The organism is Neptuniibacter sp. QD34_54, assembly GCF_047778055.1.
In the GTDB taxonomy this organism is placed as follows: domain Bacteria; phylum Pseudomonadota; class Gammaproteobacteria; order Pseudomonadales; family Balneatricaceae; genus Neptuniibacter.
The window spans coordinates 3655815-3673012 of the sequence record NZ_CP180546.1; the positions used below are offsets into that span (position 1 = coordinate 3655815).

16 protein-coding genes and 1 riboswitch are annotated in these 17198 nt (G+C 44.6%); of the genes, 8 read left to right on the forward strand and 8 right to left on the reverse strand.

What is annotated here, in order from left to right:
- The first annotated feature begins 15 nt into the window (after positions 1-15).
- The gene (locus ACMXYP_RS16855; RefSeq protein WP_415882791.1) at positions 16-798 is read left to right on the forward strand and encodes a phosphatase PAP2 family protein; all 783 of its coding nucleotides are present in this window, start codon (positions 16-18) and stop codon (positions 796-798) included.
- Positions 799-852: 54 nt separating this feature from the next.
- Here ACMXYP_RS16855 and hslR read toward each other — a convergent pair whose 3' ends face one another.
- Entirely contained in the window at positions 853-1263 is a 411-nt protein-coding gene (hslR, locus tag ACMXYP_RS16860; RefSeq protein ID WP_415882792.1) for a ribosome-associated heat shock protein Hsp15, read from the reverse strand.
- Positions 1260-1916, reverse strand: coding sequence for a GMP/IMP nucleotidase (gene yrfG / locus ACMXYP_RS16865; RefSeq protein ID WP_415882793.1), 657 nt, complete (start codon positions 1914-1916; stop codon positions 1260-1262). The genes hslR and yrfG overlap by 4 nt, the downstream gene beginning before the upstream one ends.
- Before the next feature lie 31 nt (positions 1917-1947).
- Between yrfG and nudE the strand changes: the two genes are divergently transcribed.
- The gene (gene nudE / locus ACMXYP_RS16870; RefSeq protein ID WP_415882794.1) at positions 1948-2493 is read left to right on the forward strand and encodes an ADP compounds hydrolase NudE; all 546 of its coding nucleotides are present in this window, start codon (positions 1948-1950) and stop codon (positions 2491-2493) included.
- 49 nt (positions 2494-2542) lie between these two features.
- Positions 2543-3379 (forward strand): 3'(2'),5'-bisphosphate nucleotidase CysQ, encoded by an 837-nt coding sequence (gene cysQ / locus ACMXYP_RS16875; RefSeq protein WP_415882795.1) that lies wholly within the window; start codon positions 2543-2545, stop codon positions 3377-3379.
- Positions 3380-3436: 57 nt separating this feature from the next.
- Here the strand turns inward: cysQ and ACMXYP_RS16880 are convergent, their stop codons facing one another.
- Positions 3437-3721: a hypothetical protein gene (locus tag ACMXYP_RS16880; RefSeq protein WP_415882796.1), complete on the reverse strand. Its 285-nt coding sequence runs from the start codon at positions 3719-3721 to the stop codon at positions 3437-3439.
- 305 nt (positions 3722-4026) lie between these two features.
- Between ACMXYP_RS16880 and ACMXYP_RS16885 the strand changes: the two genes are divergently transcribed.
- From ACMXYP_RS16885 to ACMXYP_RS16895, 3 genes are all read left to right on the forward strand, one after another.
- Positions 4027-4608 carry a superoxide dismutase gene (locus tag ACMXYP_RS16885; protein WP_415882797.1) on the forward strand — a complete coding sequence of 194 codons (582 nt, stop codon included), beginning with the start codon at positions 4027-4029 and terminating at the stop codon, positions 4606-4608.
- 115 nt (positions 4609-4723) lie between these two features.
- A complete protein-coding gene (locus tag ACMXYP_RS16890) occupies positions 4724-5281 on the forward strand; it encodes a DUF4166 domain-containing protein (RefSeq protein ID WP_415882798.1) in 558 nt (185 codons plus the stop codon).
- The gene (locus ACMXYP_RS16895; protein WP_415882799.1) at positions 5271-5777 is read left to right on the forward strand and encodes a demethoxyubiquinone hydroxylase family protein; all 507 of its coding nucleotides are present in this window, start codon (positions 5271-5273) and stop codon (positions 5775-5777) included. Before ACMXYP_RS16890 ends, ACMXYP_RS16895 begins: the two co-directional genes overlap by 11 nt.
- Positions 5778-5790: 13 nt before the next feature.
- Here the strand turns inward: ACMXYP_RS16895 and ACMXYP_RS16900 are convergent, their stop codons facing one another.
- The gene (locus ACMXYP_RS16900; protein ID WP_415882800.1) at positions 5791-6393 is read right to left on the reverse strand and encodes an arylesterase; all 603 of its coding nucleotides are present in this window, start codon (positions 6391-6393) and stop codon (positions 5791-5793) included.
- 10 nt (positions 6394-6403) lie between these two features.
- Here ACMXYP_RS16900 and ACMXYP_RS16905 point away from each other — a divergent pair, with 10 nt between their 5' ends.
- Both ACMXYP_RS16905 and ACMXYP_RS16910 read left to right on the forward strand, forming a co-directional pair.
- Positions 6404-7093: an ABC transporter ATP-binding protein gene (locus ACMXYP_RS16905; protein WP_415882801.1), complete on the forward strand. Its 690-nt coding sequence runs from the start codon at positions 6404-6406 to the stop codon at positions 7091-7093.
- Entirely contained in the window at positions 7090-9549 is a 2460-nt protein-coding gene (locus ACMXYP_RS16910; RefSeq protein WP_415882802.1) for an ABC transporter permease, read from the forward strand. Before ACMXYP_RS16905 ends, ACMXYP_RS16910 begins: the two co-directional genes overlap by 4 nt.
- On the opposite strand, the gene ACMXYP_RS16915 is transcribed toward ACMXYP_RS16910, so the two are convergent.
- From ACMXYP_RS16915 to ACMXYP_RS16930, 4 genes are all read right to left on the reverse strand, one after another.
- A complete protein-coding gene (locus ACMXYP_RS16915) occupies positions 9528-10469 on the reverse strand; it encodes a diguanylate cyclase domain-containing protein (RefSeq protein WP_415882803.1) in 942 nt (313 codons plus the stop codon). The two genes, ACMXYP_RS16910 and ACMXYP_RS16915, sit on opposite strands and share 22 nt — an antisense overlap.
- Before the next feature lie 10 nt (positions 10470-10479).
- Complete coding sequence (locus tag ACMXYP_RS16920; RefSeq protein WP_415882804.1) at positions 10480-13917, reverse strand: response regulator; 3438 nt, start codon at positions 13915-13917, stop codon at positions 10480-10482.
- A gap of 127 nt (positions 13918-14044) precedes the next feature.
- Positions 14045-14356 carry a hypothetical protein gene (locus ACMXYP_RS16925; protein WP_415882805.1) on the reverse strand — a complete coding sequence of 104 codons (312 nt, stop codon included), beginning with the start codon at positions 14354-14356 and terminating at the stop codon, positions 14045-14047.
- Positions 14357-14390: 34 nt separating this feature from the next.
- Positions 14391-14465, reverse strand: a riboswitch (cyclic di-GMP riboswitch).
- 79 nt (positions 14466-14544) lie between these two features.
- A complete protein-coding gene (locus ACMXYP_RS16930) occupies positions 14545-17133 on the reverse strand; it encodes a DUF748 domain-containing protein (protein ID WP_415882806.1) in 2589 nt (862 codons plus the stop codon).
- Positions 17134-17198 lie beyond the last annotated feature (65 nt).

The following is a 17198-nucleotide window of genomic DNA, read 5'->3' on the forward strand; positions in this document are numbered from 1 at the left end:
GACAGTATTTGCAGTATGAACGATATCACCGTTTTCAGGCAGACATGGAATTTTAAAGCCCTTTTCCTTGGGCATTTATTTGCGTTTGCTTGGTTTGGCTTTTTCGTAACAGAAACAGGCTTCGCCTTCTGGCGCAGCATCGACCAGAACCTATTCTTTATTCTGAATGGCACGCTGTCTGAAGATAATGGCTGGACCCGTTTTTGGGCATGGGCGAATGTCCGCATTATGGATTTGGTCCCTCTAACGATCATGCTGGTGAGTTTGACCTTCCCGGGTTTCGGCATCAAACGAGACCGCCTTCAACAAGCCATCATCGGATTTATCCTACTACTCATTTTGATGTTCTTTGTCAGAGAAGGGGTAGCTAACTTCACCAAAGCTGCGGAATTAAGTGGTAAGAGCCCAACCTTATTGCTGGAGCCCGCATATCGGTTTAGTCAGATTGTTCCGGATATTCCGGCCAAAGACAGTGCAACATCCACCTTCCCTGGGGACCACGCTACCGTCGTGCTAACTTGGGCAGGTTTTATGGTGCTAAATGCACGTAGTTGGCTTTCCTTATCCGCTCTATTTTTAGCCGTGCTATTTATGTTACCGCGCGTTGTTGGTGGAGCCCACTGGGCGAGTGACAATTTAGTCGGCGGGGCTTTCTCAGCGATGATTACCCTGAGCTTGGCTTTTTGTACACCAATTATGCATATAGTTACCACCAAGGTTCATAAACTTCTGCTGCCATTAATACGACTATTCGCAAAGATACCTTTGCTAAATCAACTTCCGATTCTCAAATCGTAAATATGTTGATCCTACCGCATTGTTCAGCATACACATGAACAATGCGGTGAGTATTTAACCTTTATCAAAAATCCCGCGCTCACCATCTTTGAATGATCTAATCTGACGACGCTCTTTCTTATTCGGCCGATTGCGTGGATTCAAGCTACTTCCCATAGCCTTTCGCTGAGCCGCATGCTCTTCACGCTTTTTAATACTGGCTTCGGTTTCTTTATAAAGTTTTTGCGCGTCAGGCGCACCGCGGCGCTTATCTGAAAGCTCAACCACCACAATCTCTTTCTCATCGAAACCCTGACGAATTTCTAAGACCGCACCAACCTCAACATGTCGACTGCATTTAGTACGTTGGCCGTTATAGTGAACTTTGCCACCATCAATCATCTGTTTTGCAACAGCGCGAGTCTTATAAAAGCGGGCGGCCCAAAGCCATTTATCAAGACGAACTTTTACTTCTGTATCTGTCATTTCTTGGGGGTAATCTCATCAAAGTGCTCTATAGCACTATAGTCATCTATTGCTCTTTTAGGTTGCTGGCTGTCAGGTTGGTAGATCGACAATAAATACTTAATTCCATATTCCCGAGCACTGCTAAGTACAGCAAAGCTATCATCCACCAGCAAGGTACGGGACTTATCAAAAGGCTCTACTTGCTGTAGTCGGTCCCAAAAAGTGAGATCTTCTTTTGGCAATCCAAAGTCATGAGAGCAGATCACCTCATCCACAAGATCGTTGATCGCTGTCTTCTCGATTTTAAGAGACAGACTTCCCCAATGGGCATTTGTCACAATAACCGTGCGAATGCCCTGCGCTTTTAAGGTTGCCAGAAAGTCCTGCACATGAGGTCGAAAAGCGATCTTGTCAGCAATCTCATATTTCAGCTCGGTAATAGGCACATTCAGCTCACGTGTCCAATAATCCAAACAATACCAATTAAGAGTTCCTTGCTGCTCTATGATACGCTCATGCAACCAACTGCGTGCTTCATCTTGATCCATTTTGTGGATCTGCGCATAACGCAGGGGTAGATGTTCTAGCCAAAAATAGGTATCAAAGTGTAGATCAAGAAGGGTGCCGTCCATATCCAGCAAGACGGTATCTATATTCTGCCAATCAAACATTTTCTAGGCCAAGTAAAGAGGAAACCTCAGTATGCCGGTTAAACCCGAAATTTTGAAGGTTACAACTGCCGCACAAACACGCTTATTTAAAGTCGAGCAGGTGGAACTTCGCTTTTCTAATGGTGCCGAACGCACTTATGAGCGCTTAGCCAGTCGAGGTAACGGCGCTGTAATGATCATACCAGTGACCGAAGACAATGAAGTACTGCTGATCAAAGAGTACGCTGCAGGTATTGAGGATTACACGCTAACGCTTCCTAAAGGCCTGATTGATCCCGGTGAAGACGCTCATATCGCTGCAGACCGAGAGCTTAAAGAGGAAGCAGGATTTGGTAGCAACCAGTTAGATACGCTAAAAGTAATGACATCAGCACCCAACTATATGGGGCATAGCATTACAGCGGTTATCGCCAGAGATCTCTATCCTTGTCGTTTACAAGGCGATGAGCCAGAGGAGATGGAAGTCATAAGTTGGCCGCTAGCGGAGATAGGACAACTGGTAGCCAGCGAGGACTTTACCGAAGGTAGAGCGATTGCAGCGTTGTATATGGCCAGAGATTTCCTCAAACGTAAGTAGAACCATCATTCATACAGCCAACACCCAATAACAAAAAGGCCGTAAGATAATGAACCAACACGACTTAGCTTCAGCATTACTCAGTATTTGTCAGCAAGCCAGCGCTGAGATATTAAAAGTGTATCAGCGCGATGATTTTTCGATTGCAGCTAAAGCAGACCACTCCCCAGTCACAGCAGCTGATCTCGCAGCACATCAGGTGATTCAGACAGGTCTCTGCGATCTAACGCCCGAGATCCCACAACTAAGTGAAGAAGACACTGAATTAACCTATCAACAGCGCAAAGTCTGGCAGAAATTTTGGTGTATAGACCCACTGGACGGAACCAAAGAGTTTATTAATCGTAACGATGAGTTCACCATCAATATTTCTTTGATTGAAAACAACCGCCCTATCTTCGGCATTATCTATGTTCCCGTGAGCACTGTAGCCTATTGGGGAGGTAACGAGATTGGCGCTTGGAAACAGGAAAATGGGCAAGCTCCAGCGCAAATCCGAAGCCGACCTTTGGGCAAAGAGCTAATCGTCGCATCCAGTCGCAGGCATGGCCAAGAAGTTAACGAAAATCTGATATTGCCGATCGCCAAACAGTTTTCCCAGATTAGCCATAGAGGGATGGGAAGTTCTCTGAAGATGTGTCTAATCGCTGAAGGTATGGCCGATTTTTACCCACGCCTTTATCCAACTAGCGAATGGGATACTGCAGCAGCACAAGCTATTTTAGAAGCTGCTGGGGGTCGCTTGGTCAACGCCAAAACGCTAGAAGGCCTCACCTATAACTTACGCGAGTCTTTAGAGAATCCGTATTTCTTTGCCTGCGGTGATCCGCAATTCCCACTAGAAGTGTTAAGAAACCATCTAGCGAGTGACGCTCACAAAGGATAAGGGGCGAGAACAGCTGGGATAGGGGTTAACTATCCCAGCTAGTTGAGTAGATAAGACTTATTTTTCAACCGCACAAGACTGATTAGCGCGCGCCAGAACTTCTTCCACTTTAAATTTAAAGTCTGGGTTGCTCAGTTGATTAGCACGGATCAGTTTTACTTCATTATCGCTAAAGTGCTTATGCACATATTTAGAGAAGCAGTCACAACGCTCCTCTGTAGCACCTGCCAACTTCATGCAGTCTTCTTTAAAAGGCACAAACGTATCAGACGCTAGAAACTGGGTTTTAACGACCAGAATTGCCAGAGATACCACAGAGATCCAAATTAAAACTTTATACATCTTCTAACAGTCACTTTTTATAGTTATAAAAATACAGGCCTGTCATTCTAGGGTTAAAACATGACAGTTTCAGCAAACTTTAGTCGCAGCCCTTTAAAAAACAAATTATGAACCAATATAAGTAGATAGTTCGTAACAAAAGAACATCAAATAAGCACACTTTTTGTACCATGAAATAATCACTCTTGGGTGCTATTATTTCCGTGCTTTGGATATTTAACACTTACCTGCCATCGTGTGAGCATACAGATAAGCAGGTAATCTCTGACAATAAGTCTTTACGACACACGAATAAGGTGACACTTATGAGCTTTGAACTTCCGCCGCTACCTTATGCAAAGGACGCTCTGGAACCACACATCTCTGCTGAAACGCTAGACTTCCACCACGGCAAACACCACAACACTTACGTTGTTAAGCTAAATGGTCTAGTTCCTGGTACCGAGTACGAAGGTAAAACGCTAGAAGAGATCATCACTTCTGCTCCTGCTGGCGGCGTATTCAACAACGCTGCTCAGATCTGGAACCACACGTTCTACTGGAACTGCCTATCTCCAAACGGTGGTGGTGAGCCAACTGGCGCGATTGCTGATGCAATCAACGCTAAATGGGGTTCTTTCGCAGCGTTCCAAGAAGCTCTAAACGACAAAGCAGTTAACAACTTTGGTTCTAGCTGGACTTGGTTGGTTAAAAACGCTGACGGCTCTATCGATATCGTTAACACTAGCAACGCTGGCTGCCCTCTAACTGAAGGTCAGACTCCACTGCTAACTGTTGACCTATGGGAACACGCTTACTACATCGATTACCGTAACGTTCGTCCTGATTACCTAAAAGGTTTCTGGGCGCTAGTTAACTGGGAATTCGTAAACGCTAACTTTGCATAAGTTATCGTGACTTAAAAAAGGCTGATACGGAAACGTATCGGCCTTTTTTGTGCCTAGGGTTTAACGTGATAAGCTAAATCGAGCAATGGAGATAACTCAACAAAGGACTGTGTGCATGACATCTGCGCTGGTACAAACTTGGTTTGGAGATAAATTTTCCGAACTACACCCTCAACTGCAACAGCTGCATATTCAGGGCGGCGAACTTAAAGGCCTTATTGATCTTACCTATGGTAGCGGACTCGCAGGAATTATTGGGCGCAGGCTTGCCAAGAAAATGGGCCTTCCAACCTCCGGCCAACATCAACTATCCGTAAACATATCCCATAAGCCAGACGGCTTGCACTGGGGTCGCTGCTTCAACGACCAAGAAAGAGTCATATCAATATTTAAACCGGTGGGTTCAATTGAAGATGGTTATTGGATCGAAGAAACCGGCCCAATTACATTGCATCTGACAGTGGATATCAAAGAGGACGGATGGTTCTGGCGCTGCCTAAAAATTAAGATCAAAGGTGTTACCGTCCCCACATGGTTACTGCCTAAAACCACCGCTTACAAAAAGATCGAGAATGGAAAATACAGATTTTTCGTCGGTTTCTCGCTTCCTATTCTAGGTTCTTTAGTTTCTTACCAAGGGCTTTTGTGCCCTGAGGTAGCGAATGAACATTGAATGCGAACTTAGAATAATGCATGCCTGCGAATTGGGCGCAGTCGGTGTATATAGAGGGCATAAATGTGTTGCGCGGTATTTTTTCAGAGCTAATTTAGCCGAGTTAGACAATATGCGCTTTCACGAAAAAAGCCATGCAACGACCTTTAAAGAACTCCTCAAAGCACGTAATGCTCGCCTATGTATCGCTAACTCACTGTTCTTCTTCGGAGGACTTTTTTATGGCGTTACTATTGGAATGTTAGGCATTAAAGCCATAGGCACTAGTACATTCACCATTGAATCAATAGTCATGAAAGAGTTTGATATTGTTCTTTGCCAATTACCCCAAAACGATCCTGTATATGCTGAAATTCAAAAGATTCAACATGAAGAGCAAGAACATCAACAAAGCGGTCAACAATTAGCAGGGGGTAGTCATTTTTTTGCTCCAGCAGTAGAAATGATCGCCAAGTTCGGCGCATATACGGCAAAGTATCTAGCTTCAAAGCTATAAACTGACAAATATACTAATCAATTAACGGCTGTAGGTAAGGCCACACTGTATCTAATAGATAAGGCTGACCTGCGGCACTAGGATGAATACCATCATCCTGCATACGCTCAGGAAACAGGGCAACTTGCTCCATAAAGAAAGGCACTAAAGTCACTTCTTGGCTAGAAGCTACTGTCGGATAGATTTCGCTAAAACGCTGGGTGTAGGCTTTACCGTAGTTAGGAGGGAGCTGCATACCAAGCAACAGAACCTTAGCTCCATTACCTTCAGCCATATCGATTAAACGGGTTAAGTTGCGCTGAATCGCAACCGGCGGCGTGCCACGTAAACCGTCATTCCCGCCTAATTCTATAACCACAATCTCTGGTTCAGTTTGTTTAAGCAGCAAATTTAATCGTGCGATGCCATTTTGCGTTGTATCGCCACTAACACTGGCATTAATCACTTCAAGCGCATAGCCTTGTTGTTCTAAACGCTGCTGTAACAAGTGCACCCAACCTTGTTCAAGGTCCATCTGATAGGCAGCAGATAGACTATCCCCTAAAACAATTAGGGAACGCGCTTGAACCGGAACGGTCAGAAATACGAATAATAGAAAGGCAATCGTTTTACGCACGGAAGAACCTATGGCAATTGATAAAGACACAGTCGTTAGTGCTCAGCATCTCGCAAAACAGTTTCAGACTCAAGCAGGAGCCGTTGATCTATTCAGTGATATCAATCTAGAGATCAAGCGGGGAGAAAGTGTTGCTATCGTCGGACCTTCAGGCACGGGTAAATCGACATTGCTATCGCTACTAGCCGGATTAGACCAGCCTAGTTCTGGTCATGTTTTACTGAATAATACCGATCTCAATACTCTGAATGACCAACAACGGGCAGATTTTCGTAACCAGCATATCAGCTTCGTATTTCAATCGTTCCACCTGCTACCAGACCTAACCGCCCAACAAAATGTCATGTTGCCTCTGCAGATTCGCAATCATAAAGAAGCCGCGGAAGAAGCAGAAATTTGGCTAAGCAAAGTAGGCCTGAGTGAACGACTTAATCACAAACCTGCCGAGCTTTCCGGTGGCGAACAACAAAGGGTTGCGATCGCCCGCAGTTTTGCCACAAATCCCACCCTACTGTTTGCTGATGAGCCTACCGGCAACTTAGATGAACACACCGGTGAACAGATTATCCAACAGCTTTTTGATTTGAACAAAGCTCAAGGTACGACGCTGATTTTGATTACCCATGACTCATTCTTGGCAGAACGCTGTAGTCGCGCATTGCGTTTGCATAATGGCGAACTGCAAGAGTTATCCGCATGAACCTTACCACTCTATTGAAAATAGCAGGGCAACATAGCTTAAGTAATATCAAGCTAAGTGAGTGGCGATCACTACTACTGGCTCTCTTGCTAGCCATCAGCATTGCTAGCCTGATGGCAGTATTAGGTGAGCGGATTGAACAAACGCTCGCAAGACAAGGCAGTGCGCTTTTAGGTGCCGACTTAGTCTTGAGTAACAGCCGTCAGCTGTCAGATAAGACGCTTTCGATGGCTGAAGAGATGGCCCTTAAGCATACTTCAGTCACACAGATCGCCAGCATGGCGAACCAAGGTGATAACTTTGTACTGGTCAGCGTAAGAGCATTGAATGCCCCCTACCCCCGCGGACAAATAACATTAGATCGGCCAACACAAACAGAATTACCTAGTATGGGAGAGGCTTGGGCCGAGCAAGGCGTATTTGAACGCTTAAAACTCGAGCCCGGCGATAAACTAACGCTAGGCTCAAAAGAGTTTGTTTTAACTCGCACTGTGCTTGCATCCCCTGACCGTGGCCGCGGTTTTATTAGCTTTAATCCGCAAATAATCATCAACCACTCAGATCTACAAAGCACCGAGCTCTTAGGCCCCGGCTCACGTGTGCACTATCGCCAGTTGTTTAGTGGCGACGCCCAGCAAATCGCGCAACTAGAAACCTATCTACAAGAAAACAAACAAACCGGCGAGCAGATCACTTCACTTAAAAACGAAGAGGGCCAGCAAAATAGTGCGTTAATGAAAGCCTCGTCTTATCTGCGTTTAGGTGCGCTATTTGCCTTGCTAATTGCGGCCATGACAATTTTCCTCAGTTTACGCCGTTTTACCCAGAGCCAAAGTAAACGTGCTGCCTTGCTAAAAAGCTTAGGGGTCAGTAATCGTCAGTTGTTATTGATGTACCTTGCTCAACTAGGGTACGCATGGTTCCTATGTAGCCTTGTAGGTATTGTTCTGGCAGTTATATTGGAAGCCTCTGGCCTTCAACTTCTAAACGAACTGTTACCTCAACCTGTTCCTACGGCCGCTGTCACTACATATCTAACAGGGCCTGCGTTAGGCATTGCTATTATTGTCACCCTTGGGTTGCCTAACCTTCTGTTGCTACAGAAAAGTACACCTACACAGCTATTCCAAAACCAGCCTTCGCCTCTGAAGTGGGGTGGCAAGCTACCTTATCTTTGCGCCTTCATCGTCTTACTGTTATTCACTAGCAGTTACTTAAACAGCCTGTGGCTTACCCTCAGTCTTACTCTGAGCTTGCTTATCCTAGGTAGCCTGTTGGGTTGGCTCGGTGCTTTTATCGCGCAATGGAGTTCGCAGAAGTTATCTAAGCATCATCCGCTAGGGCAGATGTTGGTTAGCCGCATGCAACAGCAGCAGCGCTGGTATCGAATTCAAATACCGGTGATCTGTCTGCTATTTGCATTGTTGAGTATTAACTTAGTAGCGCTAAATGATCTACTTAGCCGCTGGCAAGAACAGTTACCCGAAAACACGCCGGACCACTTCCTCATCAATATTCAAGACTGGGAGAAACCGGAAGTTGAAACCTTGTTAACAGCACAGCAGATCGATAATCAGCTTTGGCCGATCTATCGTGGGCGCTTAAGTAAGGTCAATGGCCAACCTTTAGCGGAGGCATTGACGCCTGAACAGTTAGAGCAACCTTCGCTAAAACGTGAGTTGAACCTAACAGCGACGGAGCAGTTCCCAGCGCATAATGAGCTTATATCTGGACAGTGGAACAGTTCACAAAGCGTCTCTATTGAACAAAAGCTCGCATCTGAACTGGGCTTAACACTCGGCGATAGCGTCACTTTTGATATCGCGGGCCGCGAAGCCAGCGCCGAGATCACCAGTATTCGTTCTGTCAGATGGGACTCTTTCCAACCTAACTTTTACTATATCTTCAGCCCCGACATTTTGGAGCCTTACTCGCCTAGCTACCTAACCAGTTTTTATCTAGGTGATAAAAGCGCAGAGGTTAGCCGCTCTCTGCTACAACAGTTCCCGACTCTAACACTGATCGATGTTCGGCAAATTCTGTCGCAGCTACAAACATTACTCAGTAAGCTGTCCCTACTCTCAAGCTTACTGATGTTGCTGACAACAGCATCAGGTTTAGTTTTACTCTATGTAACTCTGACCCAAGAGCTTGAACAACGTCGTCATGAGAACGCGCTTCTGCTTACCTTAGGCGCGAGCCAAAAGCAGTGTAAGCAACTTGATCGTTTAGAGATGGGATTGATTGGCGGAATCAGTGGTGTACTTGCGGTCATTATTTCCGAGGTAAGCTTGTGGCCTATCCACCAGCAATTGTTGAATCTATCACCGGTTTTGCATCCAATACTCTGGTGTCTATTACCGATACTGAGCAGCAGTCTATTTATTCTGATTGGGCACTTTAGCCATCGTCAACAGAGCTTAAGCCAAAGCTATCAAACACTAGCTTCGCGATGATGTACTGTTAACTCAGGTGCATCCAAGTGGTGGCAGCAGTTTCTACCCCCGTTTTTAGCAGCATACAGAGCTTGATCAGCCCTTGCTATCAAGCTCTCCAACTCCAATGATGGAACCGCTTCTTTGACTGATAGCCCAATACTGACCGTCACCATCTGAGCAGTATCGGACCCCTTATGCGGAATCTTTAATGCTCGGATAGCCCTTAAAATTCGTTCTGCCACTTTCACCGCACCTGATTTATCGGTGTACGGTAAAATAACAGCGAACTCCTCCCCACCATATCGACAAGCTTGATCCAAGTCCCGATCACACTGCCTATCAAGAGTTTGTGCAACCAGAGCCAAACACTCATCACCCAACTGATGCCCATAGTGGTCGTTATATTGTTTAAAATGATCAATATCGATCATTAATAACGCTACGGGACTCGACGTGCGACAAGCAGCTTGCCAATACTGATTCAGAGCTAGATCAAAATGACGTCTATTAGCTATCCCAGTCAAGCTATCTGTGACATTCAGAGCTTCCAACATATCCCTCTGTTTTTTAAGTTGAATATGATTATGCACTCTCGCCTGAACGATCGCGGGGCTGAAGGGCTTAGATATATAATCCACTGCACCTAATTGAAGACCTTGGGTTTCCTCTTCAATAGTTGATTTCACAGTGATAAAAATAATCGGGATGTGACATGTGGTTTCATCGGCTTTCAAGATTGAACAGACTTCATAGCCGTTCATCTCTGGCATAACCACATCTAAGAGAATGATATCTGGAGGGTTTTCACGGGCACGTGAGATCGCTTTAACACCACTCTTAGCAACGATAACTTTATAATCATCCAGCAGGGAAACAAGTACATTACAGTTAACTGCTTCATCATCTACAACCAGTACATGCCCCTTTACGTTATCCATAAGAGACTCCTTATACTTCGCTAAGAAAACGTTTCCTTAACCGCTCGACCTCCGTTAAGGCTTGTTCAAATTCAAACTCTTCTATCGCCATTTGAACTTTTGCCAACTCTTCTTCTAAGCCTCCGGGATTAGCAGCCCTTAAATCAGCAATATAGTTAAGTGATCGACTATCCCCCTCTTGCAACAACTCATTTACAACATCTAACAACTCAATAAATGACAGACCACATTTATTAGTTATAGACGGTTGTGGAGAAGTTGCCTCTTTGCGGCCGGAACTTAAAAATTCAGAAATCGCAATAATTAACTGATCAGATCGCTGTTTACACTGGGTTAACAGCCCTTCTACTTCCGTTAGTTCAGATGCTCTTAAACTGCGCTCAAGCTGTTGAGACAAACGAAATAATTCAGTACTACCTAGATTCCCAACTAACCCAGCAAATGCATGTGCCTTATCTGCAGCTTTCTCCAAATCATTAAGGGAGATAAGCTCCGCTACTTCACTGAAAGTATCATTATGCTCATCGACAAATTGCAGTAATAACCTTTCATACAATTCCATATTACCATTCAACCTAGATAGTGCTTCCCCACTATGAAGTCCATCAATCACAGGATCCGGGCCTAATGCTGACAATTGAGGTTGATGTAAATAAGGAGTTACCCAATGAGTTAACGTCTGTAGTAATACCTCTGGTTGTATTGGCTTAGTAATATGCGCATCCATCCCTGCAGCTTTGCTACGTTCAATGTCCTCCTGCATTGCATTAGCGGTCATAGCAATAATAGGAATATCACGGTAAGCCACCAGTTCTCTGATTTTTTCAGTCGTTTCCAAACCATCCATCACGGGCATCTGAATATCCATTAAAATCAGATCAAATAGCACATCTTTTGCCTGATTAAATGCATCTAAACCATTTTCAGCAATGGTTACATCCAACCCTAACCCCACAAGCATTTCAGTCGCTATTTGTTGATTAATTAGGTTATCTTCCACCAGTAAAATTCGTGAATCCACAAGCCCTTTAAGAGCATCCTCTTGATTTGGAACCGGCTTATGATGGCGATATTCTGAAGATACTTCCTGATGAAGCGCTTTATCAATTGCACTCAATAAAAGCGACGGGCTAACAGGTTTAAGTAGAAAACCATCAAGATCTTCCGCGTTAGCCTGATGTAAAATTCCTTCTCGATGATGCGCTGTAACCATCACTACAGCAGGTAAAGGGGAATTGACTGTCATCTCTTTTATTTTCTGCGCACATGTAAAACCATCTAAACCTGGCATATGCCAATCGATTAACAACAGATCATAATCAGGCTCATCACTTTCACTAACCCTCTGTAACTCGGCTATCGCTTCTTCACCTGAACTTAGGGCATAACCATACATCCCAAAGTTACATATAAGTGAATTCAATACATCACGTGACGCCGGGCTATCATCCACGATCAATACTCTTACCCCTTGTAGCTTTTCGATGGAATGCGCGACCTTGGCTTCATCCTCTATCAACTCAAATTCGCTGGTAAAACTGAAACAAGAGCCCTTACCCTTCTCACTTTTAAGGGTCATTTCCCCACCCATCAGTTCTATCAACTGCTGACAGATAACCAATCCCAACCCAGATCCACCATATCTCCGAGTTGTTGAGGTATCAGCTTGACCAAACGCCTTAAAAATTCGTGTTTGTTCTTCCTCAGATAAGCCAATGCCGCTGTCTGTAACACTAAATCGAAGCACCACTTTATTGTCAGTACGACAAACCTCATTTACTTGTATAGAGATCTCTCCCTGTTCTGTAAATTTAATGGCATTACCGACCAAATTGGTCAGGACCTGACCTAAACGTAAAGGGTCACCTTTTAAATTTCGTGGGAGTTCCCAAGGATGGAATAGTAGAATCTCCAACCCTTTCTCTTCAGCTTTCAGGCGCAATAAATCACACAACTGCTCTAGGACATCATCTAAAGAGAAATCTATCTGCTCAACACTCATTCTACCGGCTTCGATCTTAGACAGATCGAGAATGTCATTAATTACACGCAATAAATTATGACCGGCCATTTGGATTTTTTTTAAATAATCATATTGCTGCTCAGTTAATTCAGTCTGCAGAGCAAGGTGACTAAATCCCACCACGGCATTCATTGGAGTACGAATTTCGTGGCTCATATTCGCTAAGAATTCAGACTTAGATTGTGTTGCGGCTTCGGCTTCAGCTTTCGCCCTTTCTAGTAAATCCTGAGCTTTCTTCTGCCCACTAATATCCACTACCCAGAATAAAATCTGCCTTTCATCCTGAAAGAAAATACGGTCCCAAGTAAGTAAGGCCCAAAACACCGAATCATCCTTACGAACCAACTCAACCTCAGTCGTGCCAACTCGACCATGTTTGCGGTATTCCCGAGCAAAATATTCTCTATCCTCAGAGTGCAGCCAACTATCATTGGGGTTGTGTTCTAACCACGATTCAATGCTATAGCCGAACATATTCGCACATGTTTGGTTGGAGTATGTAAGACGTTTTTCTTTGGGGTTATAAACACTTACGGCAATAGGACTCGTTTCTAAAATATTACGGAGGTAGTTATGGCTTTTCTTCAGTGCTTCTTCACTAATTGTTAATTCCCTCGTCCTTTCCGTAACTTTTTCCTCCAGTTGCCCTTTATATTCCCGCTCACTCTGTAGCAATTGATTACGTTCACGAAGCAAATATTTCAGTTCCACTTCAGCCTTGTTAATCTCATGAAACTGCTCAGTCAGACTTTGTTGCATCCGGTTAATTGCGTCTGAAACAACATCAAATTCATCTGGCGAGTTTGGATCAGACCTTTTAGATAGTATTAGTGGTTTGTTTTCCCCTTTAAATTCCAAATGCGTTACATACTCAGTAACTTTTCCAAGGTGACGAGTCACTCGAAGCCACATCAAAAAGATAATAAAGCCTGCAACTATCGCTGTTTTTATACCATTACTGATAAGAATAACGCTGGCTCGGTTGATCAGTCTTTCATAGACATTATCGATACTAGCCGTCACGACCAACGAGCCGAGATAAATGGGATCCGCTTGGTTAACCCGCAAAAACTCTAAAGGGTAAACGTGCTCACGAGAACTATCAGAGATCTTATCTCCAAACTCCCAGACACCGCCCTGCTCATCACTAATGACTACATGCTCTATATCGGGGAGTTGCTGTAAACCTTCAAGATGAACATCTATCTGAGCGCTATCCATTGACCACAAGCCAAGGGATAAAGGAGGGACATGCGACCTTTCTATATCAACAAATTGCTGCTCAATGCGGCTGATATCTGCATGATAGTCGAACGCTAACTGCACGCTTGTCGTGATCAAAGTAAAACAGGAGCTAAATAAAATGACCTGTATCGCAAACTGTTTACCCAGACGTCCTGATATCGCTTGTTTAAGCCGCCTCATCCAGAGCCTCGCAATCAAAAGATCCTTGCATGAGTTTAGTTCAGCTACGGCATTTCGTTGCGACAAAGGGGGAATAGCGCACAAAAAGCACGCACGCCTGTCAGCCAGTATTGAGTTTTTAAAACTGCTACTTCTTGTTTCGAGCCAACATCAAGAAGGCTAGATACAAACGACTCTTACGATTTGGCTTCGCAACTGACCTGTTTTGATCAATTACATCCGCAGAGCGTTCGGCCCTAAAATAATGACCACTTAAGCAAAAGACAGGCGGTTTTAACCCAAAATGCCATTCATCTAAAGCCGCTAATTGAGTAAAAATTGAAGAAGGAAAAGAGAGTGGAAGTTGTGTTGGCGCGGTCTCCGTTGCACTCACTGAATGAGATGCTAGCGCCAGAGCTATCCCTGCGACACAGCCGAAAAGTGGTTTTGCAAACAACATAACGACAACCTCAGCAGAAGCGAGAGTTTTTATCGTCGGCGGTCCGGCCATCCCATAGGGACCCGTAACTTTGCGTCGCCCAATTGCTTGGGTTTTGCCTTTTCGAGAGATAATCCCGCGAAAAAACAGATCCTGTTCACCCTAAGCTGTCGGCGGCTTGTGCAAAAGCTAAAGATCCCTTTGGCTTTTTATAAGCCTAAACTTACCTGCGGTTTAAGTTTTTGTTTCAGATCCACTTTTGGATAGCAGCTAAACAGGCGCTCAATATCGATACCATCTTTCGACAGCGCAGCTTTCACAACATCGCTACGATCTTGCGCTAACTGCTGCAGCTTTGGTGTCACTTCTGCCTGAAGTTGTTCCTCTGGTAGAGGCTTTTTGCGCTTAGCATTTCCAGCCAAAATCTGTTGCCATATAGCAGACTGGTCTTCAGCAACAGCAAGGCCACAGATATTCATGCGCATCCCCTTACGTTCCTGCATCATCTGGGTCAGTTTCGACAGATAAGCTGATGATTCAGAATTAAGCGTGACACCGGCCACATCGAAGTAGACCGGTTGTAGGGTAATGAACGAGCCTTTCTCTTGCGCATCCATCACCATCTTGCCGATCGAAATCAACGTGCCGAAAGGCTGTAGTGCTTTGGTTAGATAGCCCATGGCAGCGCTCTTCAAACCTTTGCCCGCTAGCTTATTAATTACGGTCTGATAGCCAAATTGAGGGTCATCCAAAGAGCCATCAATTGGGATCTCTAAATCAATATTGTCATCGTTATCCTGTAGAATCATCAATGCCGTTCCTAGAGGCATCGATACCTTCTGATCAAACTCGCCACTACGCTCACTGTTTCGCGCTTCAACATCGAGCTTGTTCAAACGTATATCAGTATCACCCTTGAGCTTTCGGCCTTTAATGGTGCCTTTTGTGGTTAAGCTAAGCTGACCACTTTGTAAGTAATAACCAGTATATTCAAGCGAGTAAGGACTTACTTGCGGAAGTTCTAAGCCTTTAATTTTGGCATCCCAATGACCGCCAAAATTACCGCTGAATAGCTCAATAGCTCCCTTAGCATTAATGGTAGATAGCTTGTTTTTAGCCTTCAGATCAAACGCGGTTTCACCTTTGGAACCGGTATCTAGATTACTTAAAGCAAGGCTCTGAATAGTAAGATTCGTTTTAAAAGCAGGCTTAACTCCGCCATCAACAATCTGGATAGGATTACTGCCACTGACACGCAGTTTGTTAAGCTTAACTCTGATTGGCTTGCTTGCTTGTTTCTCGGTTTCTTTCGCTGATGGAGCAGCTTTTTCCTCACCGCTAGATAGCTGAGCTAATAACCAATCCAGATCGGTCAGCTGACGCTTAGATGACAACAACATCCGCGTTTTACTATCACTCAACTGCACGGAGTTAATACTCAGTTCGCTTTGCTGTTTAAACTTAATATCATCGGCAGTGATTGCTCCCCACTGGGTAAACACTCCGCCATTACCTTGAACTTTGAGCTTCTCGGTTTCCAGCTTATCTAGACTGATATCGTTAACGTCTCGTAGTTGCGCCTGAGTTAAGCGCAAAGTAGCAAGACTAATCAGCTCCTGCTGCCCTTTAGACAAAGCAAAGTTTTGCAGAGCAACTGTAGGGATATTAACCTGCCAGTTTTTCATATCAGCAGTCTGCACAGCACCGCGTGCCAGTACACCATTGATATTGATACTCTGCCCCGCTTGCTTAAGCGCAATGCCTTCCGCTTTTAAGACCAGATCCTTAAGAGCCAGTTTTTGCAGTCCTTCCATCTCGACTACAGAGACCAAATCAGCCCCTTTTAAATTGACCGTTTGCCCGCCTTGATCAAGCTGTAACCCCGCCACTTTAATTTGGCCTGCAGTTTTTAGCTGCTTTAACTCACCCGCCAAAACACCGAGATTAACATCACCTTTCCAAGCTAGTGAGTTTTGTTTTAGCGCCATATTATCTTGGCGGAACTTCAAACCACGTAACTTAACGCTACCTTTTTGTTTTACCTGTAATAACTGATTAGTCAGGTTTGTGCGTACATTTAGATCGAGATCCATATCCAGATGACCACGAAGTTCAGGCATAAATACGGCGGTAACACTGTGGATAGGGAAGTTATTTAACTTAACGTTGATCTCAGAACTCTTCTCTTCAGGAAGAGGCTTGGACTGGGACTGCAATACAATCGGAGCACCATTTAAAGAGCCATCAAGGTCCAAAGCAACCGGCTGATCCTGATCCCACAGGTAGAAGTCGGCGATGCGTCCAGTTTTCAATTGCAGCTTATGCGTCTGGCCATCTAACTCAGCCTGCCAGTTGATCGCTTGAAGATTTAACTGCGCTAAACCAAAACTCCAATTTGAAGGGGGCTCTTCTGGCTTTTCCTCAACCGCAGGTTCTTCGGATTTAAATTGATTCAGATCGATTGGGCCTAGCCACAGCGCCTGCTCTTTCTGACGAATACCTACATTAATGCCAGAAAGGCTCAGATCGGTAATTAGAATACGTTCTTGCTGAAGCTGCTCATAATCCAGATCAACAGAAAGGCTATCTACTTGTAAAGGCGGCTTATCCGCAGCTTCCGCTTTAAGACCTTTAATATTGATACGGCCTTCAAACCACTCTACCTCTAAAGCTGATAACTGAGCTTTATCCGCACCATTGTTCAGTAACCACAGCACCACCTGATCTCGCACCAATAGAGGCAGGTTATGCAGTAACAGAGCAACTAAAACGATAATAACCAGAAGAAAACGCAACATAGTCCCTTTTCGCCAGACGAGCTAATAACCTCTCTATCATAATCCAGTTTCATGAATAGAAAGCG